The organism is Aliivibrio sp. SR45-2, assembly GCF_963890165.1.
Taxonomy (GTDB): Bacteria; Pseudomonadota; Gammaproteobacteria; order Enterobacterales; family Vibrionaceae; genus Aliivibrio; species Aliivibrio salmonicida.
Window position 1 is genome coordinate 1 of the sequence record NZ_CAWPRC010000222.1, and the last position, 5,205, is coordinate 5,205.

6 protein-coding genes and 1 pseudogene are annotated in these 5,205 nt (G+C 33.0%); 4 read left to right on the forward strand and 3 right to left on the reverse strand.

From position 1 onward, the window contains the following. The first annotated feature begins 59 nt into the window (after positions 1-59). The gene (locus AACV33_RS20890; protein WP_182700611.1) at positions 60-1,019 is read left to right on the forward strand and encodes an endonuclease/exonuclease/phosphatase family protein; all 960 of its coding nucleotides are present in this window, start codon (positions 60-62) and stop codon (positions 1,017-1,019) included. 313 nt (positions 1,020-1,332) lie between these two features. Here the strand turns inward: AACV33_RS20890 and AACV33_RS20895 are convergent, their stop codons facing one another. Continuing rightward, positions 1,333-1,572 carry a hypothetical protein gene (locus AACV33_RS20895; RefSeq protein ID WP_023604245.1) on the reverse strand — a complete coding sequence of 80 codons (240 nt, stop codon included), beginning with the start codon at positions 1,570-1,572 and terminating at the stop codon, positions 1,333-1,335. Between the two features lie 120 nt (positions 1,573-1,692). Here AACV33_RS20895 and AACV33_RS20900 point away from each other — a divergent pair, with 120 nt between their 5' ends. From AACV33_RS20900 to AACV33_RS20910, 3 genes are all read left to right on the forward strand, one after another. Further along, the gene (locus tag AACV33_RS20900; protein WP_023604244.1) at positions 1,693-2,637 is read left to right on the forward strand and encodes a helix-turn-helix domain-containing protein; all 945 of its coding nucleotides are present in this window, start codon (positions 1,693-1,695) and stop codon (positions 2,635-2,637) included. A gap of 74 nt (positions 2,638-2,711) precedes the next feature. After that, positions 2,712-3,677, forward strand: a complete 966-nt coding sequence (locus tag AACV33_RS20905) for a helix-turn-helix transcriptional regulator (protein ID WP_255458650.1) — start codon at positions 2,712-2,714, stop codon at positions 3,675-3,677. Positions 3,678-3,795: 118 nt separating this feature from the next. Next, positions 3,796-4,716, forward strand: coding sequence for a YeiH family protein (locus AACV33_RS20910; protein ID WP_182700614.1), 921 nt, complete (start codon positions 3,796-3,798; stop codon positions 4,714-4,716). Here the strand turns inward: AACV33_RS20910 and AACV33_RS20915 are convergent. Both AACV33_RS20915 and AACV33_RS20920 read right to left on the reverse strand, forming a co-directional pair. Further along, the gene (locus AACV33_RS20915) at positions 4,681-4,989 is read right to left on the reverse strand and encodes a hypothetical protein (RefSeq protein ID WP_255458651.1); all 309 of its coding nucleotides are present in this window, start codon (positions 4,987-4,989) and stop codon (positions 4,681-4,683) included. The two genes, AACV33_RS20910 and AACV33_RS20915, sit on opposite strands and share 36 nt — an antisense overlap. A 116-nt stretch (positions 4,990-5,105) precedes the next feature. Continuing rightward, positions 5,106-5,205, reverse strand: a pseudogene (locus AACV33_RS20920) (putative sulfate exporter family transporter); the annotation flags it as partial.

Below are 5,205 nucleotides of genomic sequence, written 5' to 3' on the forward strand. Positions count from 1 at the left end.
ATCAGCCTTATTCTTCACCCATACTAGTAAATACAAGATTACTTATCGGTGGGTGTTGAATGGCAAAAGATCTAAAAATAAAGTTCACAATCTGTTTGTTACTACTGCTGCCCATTTGTCTATGGCGCATTTCTTATCACGTATCCGACATTTGGTGGATTGAAAATATAACGGGGATCCCAAGCGCTATTGCAACCGTTTACTACTCTGGTTTTATTCTTTTCCTTATTTTTCGATATTATTTATATTCATTTTGTTCTTTGCTTTTAGCCTTTCTGTGCTCCTATCAAAAACCAGCACAACTGTATTCAAACATTCCCTGCTCTGACCCTTTAAAGATCGTCCAATATAATCTTTTTTATACTAATCCTGATCTTAGTCCTTTTTTAACTTACCTCACGGAAAACGACATTGATTTAGTCATATTACAAGAAACATCACCTTGGCATGGGGATCGCTTTATGGAGATCACAGACAACTACCCTTATCAATTTGGCGGAACCCCAGGCTTAGGCTATCCAAGCGGACAAATGATCATAAGTAAGCAGCCTATTAACCTAAGGGCACAAAATACCCCTGCAGGACATTTTATGATAAGTGGAGTATGGCAAAGCAGTGAAAAACGTCCAATAAGCTTATATACCGCTCACCCTCCATCACCACGAACAAAGCAACTTTGGTATGAAAGAAATGCATTAATTGAAAGTTTAGAACGATTGGCTGATTATTCCCCTTATTCAGATACACTCATTATTGGAGACTTTAATTTATCTTCAAACACCAAACGTTTTGTGCATACCTTTGAGGAGTATGATACTGCACCGGTGGCAAGCTGGCCGATGGAGATAACAGGAATATCGATACCGAAAACCTTTAGAATTGCGATTGATCATCTCTGGTTAAGAAATATAGACACAAATTCACTCTCTATTTGTAAACGAGAAGTGCTTCCTCAGTTTTCTGGTTCAGACCACCTTGCTGTACTAACCTATTTATCTACAAAAAAAGAAAGCTTTTAGTCAACGTAAACATAACCATTTAACGTTATAAAAAAGAAAGTACCACATGATCCACATAAACATTTTTTACAATTTATTTTAAATAACTTTTCCATTTTCGTTCTTCTTATTCGAAATACAGCAGTCCGTTTATTACATGCTTGACACTTGTACTCAAAAACCATTTTCAAATCCACTATTCAACCAATATTCATCGTCTCATAGTAAATTTTTCATAGTAAATTTTTCATAGTAGCATTACGTTGTCATTTCAATATCCATTTAAAAATAGTCGCCTACTAACTGTCCCTCTCAGCCCACTTATACAGTCCGTTCATAACAAGAGAAAGTACAAAACAGACAGTAAATAAAGGGGAGACCCACCCCATTGAATCAAGAACCCTCCAACTAAAGGAGCAAAGGCAAAACCTAACCCACACTTAAAATAAAGCAGACCATCAACCAAAAAACATTTACGACCAAACTTATTTGAGAGCCAACCTGAATATAAACCAGAAAACGACCCAACGATTACTGAACCCGCTAAAATGGCCCCTACCGTCATCGCACTCACATGAAAATCTTGATAAAGAATAATAATATTGCAAAAATGTAAGTATCATAAAAATAAACTTGTATAAAAATGCTAAAGATACGATATTTAAAGATAAAATATAAATTTATGGTGGTAAATATGTTTTCTGAATGCATTAAAGAAATACGTAAAAAACAAAACTTAACCCAGTTAGAGTTCTCAACACATTTAAATTTGATAGATGCTGAATTCCACGCATTAGACGCCGTTACAGTCAGTCGCTGGGAACGAGGGATTACAAAACCATCACTGAAGAAGTGCATCCGCATTTTAAGATTGTTTGATTACGACCTTAAATACTTCTTATTGAATAATGATTATGCCTCTGATATGTCAGCCTTAGATACAATAATGGACAAACGATTTAATGATAGGCTCCTAAAGTTACATAATATCCAACAATATTATTATAATAATATCAATCATGTAGAGTTCAAAATAAAAACAATACCAAAAGATCAAAGAATGATAATAAATCTATTATCAAGTTTATATAATCATTTAGATATTGAAAAAGATTCATTATTTAATATCGATTTATACCTATACCAAACAAGAAACAAACTAATTGGATTAACGTTTCATAATAACGATGACGACCATATATTAGGTCACTCGATTAGCTTTTACTTTAATACTGATGAATTTTCATCACAAATAAAAAATAACAAATGTAAAATAGATTATACAAAAAGCATTGCATATAAAGAAGGGAAAGACATTACCCTTTATAATTGTTCTAGATATTCATCTTCAGAAGAATTATTTAAATTTCAAATAATAAATGATGTTAGTTTATTGTGTAAAAATAGTAGCATCCAATATTATTCCATACGATTAGGATTAAAGATAATGTATGATTTTCTAATCAGTCTTGGCTTCGAACTATCCTCTTATCAAAATGAACATCCTAAAGGAGAAATATCGGTAGGAAGAAAAAAATATCGTGATGCGATTTTATCGGTAAAAGTTGAAAAACTATTATCAAACGTAGAATTGATAAATATATTAAAAGAGGAAAAAGTACAAGGCATCTCAGGTTAAACTTAAAAAAAGAATGCCTATGTGGTATTTATTTTTAAACATAGAATGAATATCTATATATAATTGAGGTATTTATGTTTTCCCTGTATTTAAAGCAGAAAAGAATAGAAAGAAACTTGACTCAAAGTAATCTCGCAGCACAACTTAACTTATACTCAGAAGGCTTCCAAAAACTCGACAGTGTTACGATCAGTCGCTGGGAAAGAGGAACCACGCGCCCACCTATCTATAAAGCCATTCAAGTTGCTCGCTTTTTTGAGCTTGATATTTTTGATTTATTACTTAATCTGAGTGTCGATTCAAAAGAAAAAAAATATGAAGACTTACTTCTAAGCCAATTTAATTCATACAGCAGTAAAATTAAAACCGTAAGTTATGATTCAAATAAGGAAAAAATAGATATTGAACTAATACAAAAACCACTAGACATTGATAATGGATATGAAAGGTTTACGTCTGCTATTGAGCAATATTATCATAGCTTGGACTTTCAAGACGAGAAAGAAAACATAGAAGGCATAGATATTCCACTTTTACACAGTAGAAACAAGTGTGACATTTACCGATACAGTAACTTACATAACAATAAGAAATCAGGGCATAATCTGAATTTTTACTATCTTGTCGATGATATTAAAAATGAATTACGATTAAAAAAAACAAATATATCCTTAACTAACACAACAAGTTATACAAAATCAAAAGAGGATATGGCTTTATATAATTACTCTAGCTTTTCTATTGATAAAGATACGTTTAATTATCTTAATTACAATATACTCGTGAATCTAGCAAGAAAAAGCAACATCACAATGTACTATGTGAAAACCTATGGAAAAGATATGTTTACTCATTTAATTTACTTAGGGTTTCAAATAGAGTGTTACGGAGTGAAATCTGATACTGGCGAATTCAATGTGGGAAACATCTCTTATAGAGAGTGTATATTATCGATTAATACGTCTTTACTTCTAGCCAATAAAGAAGTGCTACGATTTATGCAAGAACAGCATAACAAGGCTTATTTTTCTGAGAAATAATCTTAATCAGTCACACCATAGCGTAAATATTTCCTTAACGTAACATCAATAATAATTAAACTTACTAAACAATAAAAACATGATATCGTTAGTTTTCCTGTGCCTATGAATTATAAACATGACTTTTACTAAACAACATTTATTACGATACTTCCCTTTTTATATTGCTGCTCTTTTAGCACTAACACCATGGGTAAACTCCCCAACGGCTCTTGTCATGGGATTTGCTTTAGCCAGCTTTGGCTTTGTCCCTACCAATTTATCTTTAGGTAAAATCACAAAAAAACTCTTAGCTTATTCTATTGTAGGTTTAGGGTTTGGCATTCAACTAAATGAAGCGATAGAAGCAACGTCGAATGGGATTGGTATCATTCTATCTACGATTGTAGGTACGCTTATTTTTGGTTGGTTCCTCGCTAAAAAAATGAAACTAGATAAAGTTACTGGGCATTTAATTGCATCAGGAACAGCTATTTGTGGTGGCAGTGCCATAGCAGCTGTAGCTCCTGCAATTAATGCAGATGAAGAGTCGACAGGTTTAGCTTTAGCGACGGTATTTGTACTTAACTCTATTGCTCTTTTTATTTTCCCCGTTATTGGGCATGCATTAGAACTCAGTCAACATGCTTTTGGTACATGGGCTGCAATTGCTATTCACGATACTTCATCAGTTGTTGGTGCCGCTTCTGCTTATGGTGAAGAGGCTTTAAAAACAGCAACAACCCTAAAACTTGCCCGAGCACTGTGGATTGTCCCTGTGGCCTTAATCAGTGCCCTATTATTCAAAAATACGAGTAAAAAAATAACGATTCCTTATTTTATTTTATTCTATTGTTTAGCCATCTTAATCAATGATAACTTACCTCAATTTCATGTCGTTTATGATGGTATTTTTAACCTATCAAAAAAACTATTAGTACTTTGTCTGTTTTTTATTGGGTGCAGTATTTCAATTGAGAAGATCAAATCTGCAGGTGCAAAGCCACTGATCTTTGGAGTGACGTTATGGGTGATTATCTCCATCACATTCTCTAATTAGTATACAAGTAAAAAAGCCAATGATAAGAATAGCAAAGGAACGTACTTCGCTATTGGTCGTAGCAATGTAACTAAAAGACAATATAACGATAAGCAGCAGAAGTTGTTGGTAATATTCAGTAAGTGAATGTTCACTTAACCCGTTATGTAAGGTAACAATGTCAGTGCGAACAACCAGATAAGCGACTGTTGCAAAAATGCATTGAATAAAAAGCTGAAGTATTCCTTTTTGAATTGCTTTTATTTCTTCTGATTTTGAATAGGAGAAAAACATCACCGTCTCTTTATTTTTATTGACTAAGTTATCATTATAAGAGAGCGGTGATGTGTAGTCTGCGTCTATTTATAGAAAATATGATTCCATAACAGCAGTTTGAAATACTGTAATTTCTATGGGATGTTATTTATTATCCAAAATAATGAAGTGGTTGAGATAATCACCCATAACGTCACTCCAAAGATCAGTGGCTTTGCACCTGCAGATTTGATC